Below are 1,488 nucleotides of genomic sequence, written 5' to 3' on the forward strand. Positions count from 1 at the left end.
CTCGTTATCGCCTGCTTCCCGCTTGTCGACTTCGATCGACGAGTATTCGAACGTCGTATAACTGAGACCGTGGCCGAACGGGAACAACGTCTTCATGTTCTTCGCGTCGTAGTAGCGGTAGCCGACGAAGAGGCCTTCCTTATACTCGACGCGATCGCCTTCGCCAGGGAAGTTCAGATGCGAAGGATTGTCGCTTAGCTGGATTGGGAACGTCTCTGCCAGCTTGCCGCAAGGGTTCGCGTCCCCGAACAGCAGGTCCGCGATCGCGCCGCCGAGCGCCTGTCCGCCCAAGTACGCTTCGAGTACGGCCTGCACCTGCCCGAGCCACGGCATCTCGACAGGCGCGCCGTTGCTCAGCACGACGACCGTCCGGCGCTGCGCCGCCGATACGCGCTCGATCAGCTCGAGATGGTTCGCCGGCAGCGACAAATGCGTCCGGTCGTAACCTTCCGATTCATACCGCTCCGGGAGCCCGACGAACAACACGGCAATGTCCGCGCTTGCCGCCGTATCGGCCGCTTCCTGCAGCAGCGTCTCGTCGATCTCGTCGCTGTCCGCTTTATACCCCTGCGCGTAAGCAACGACGGCGCCGCTGCCGGCCGACAGGCGAATCTCCTCCGCAATATCGTCGATGCGCGTCGGCTTTATATGGGAGCTGCCGCCGCCTTGATAGCGCGGGCTGCGGGCGAATTCGCCGATGACCGCGATGCGGCCTTCCTTGGCGAGCGGAAGGATGCCGCCTTCGTTCTTGAGCAGCACCATGCTCTCGCTTGCCGCTTCGCGGGCAATCCGGTGATGCGCGTCGGCGTCATACGCCGCATTCGGCTTCTTATGGTCGACGGCTTTGAAAATGACGGTCAAGATGCGCTCCACCGCATCGTCCAGCACGTTCTCGGCGAGTCGGCCGCTCTTCACCGCCTCGACGAGCTTGCGGTCGCCTGCGCCGTCGCTTGACGGCATCTCGAGCTCGAGACCGGCCGCCAGTCCTTCCGCCCGCTCGTTCACCGCGCCCCAGTCGGAGACGACGAAGCCCACGTGGCCCCATTCGTCCTTCAGCACTTCCGTCAGCAGGAACCGGTTCTCCGCGGCATATTCGCCGTTCACCTTGTTGTACGAGCACATGACCGTCCAAGGCTGCGCCTGCTTGACGGCGCCCTCGAAGCTCGCCAAGTAGATTTCGCGCAGCGTACGCTCGTCGACGATCGCGTCCACCGTCATGCGGCGGTGCTCCTGGTTGTTCGCGGCGAAATGCTTCAGCGACGTTCCGACGCCTTGGCTCTGCACGCCCATGATATGGTTCGCCGCCATCTCCGAGGACAGATACGGATCTTCGGAGAAATATTCAAAGTTGCGGCCGCAGAGCGGGGAACGCTTAATGTTCGCGCCCGGTCCGAGCAGCACCGCGACGTCTTCGGCTTGGCATTCCTCGCCGAGCGCAACGCCGACCTTCCGGATGAGACCGCGGTCCCAAGAGCACGCGATGCCCGC

At 63.4% G+C, this 1,488-nt stretch carries 1 protein-coding gene; it reads right to left on the reverse strand.

From position 1 onward, the window contains the following. Positions 1-1,488, reverse strand: a 1,488-nt coding sequence (locus IDH41_RS31070; protein WP_190868226.1) for a glycoside hydrolase family 3 protein, incomplete at both ends; no start/stop codon positions are given.

The sequence above is a fragment of the Paenibacillus arenilitoris genome (assembly GCF_014705655.1).
Taxonomy (GTDB): Bacteria; Bacillota; Bacilli; order Paenibacillales; family Paenibacillaceae; genus Pristimantibacillus; species Pristimantibacillus arenilitoris.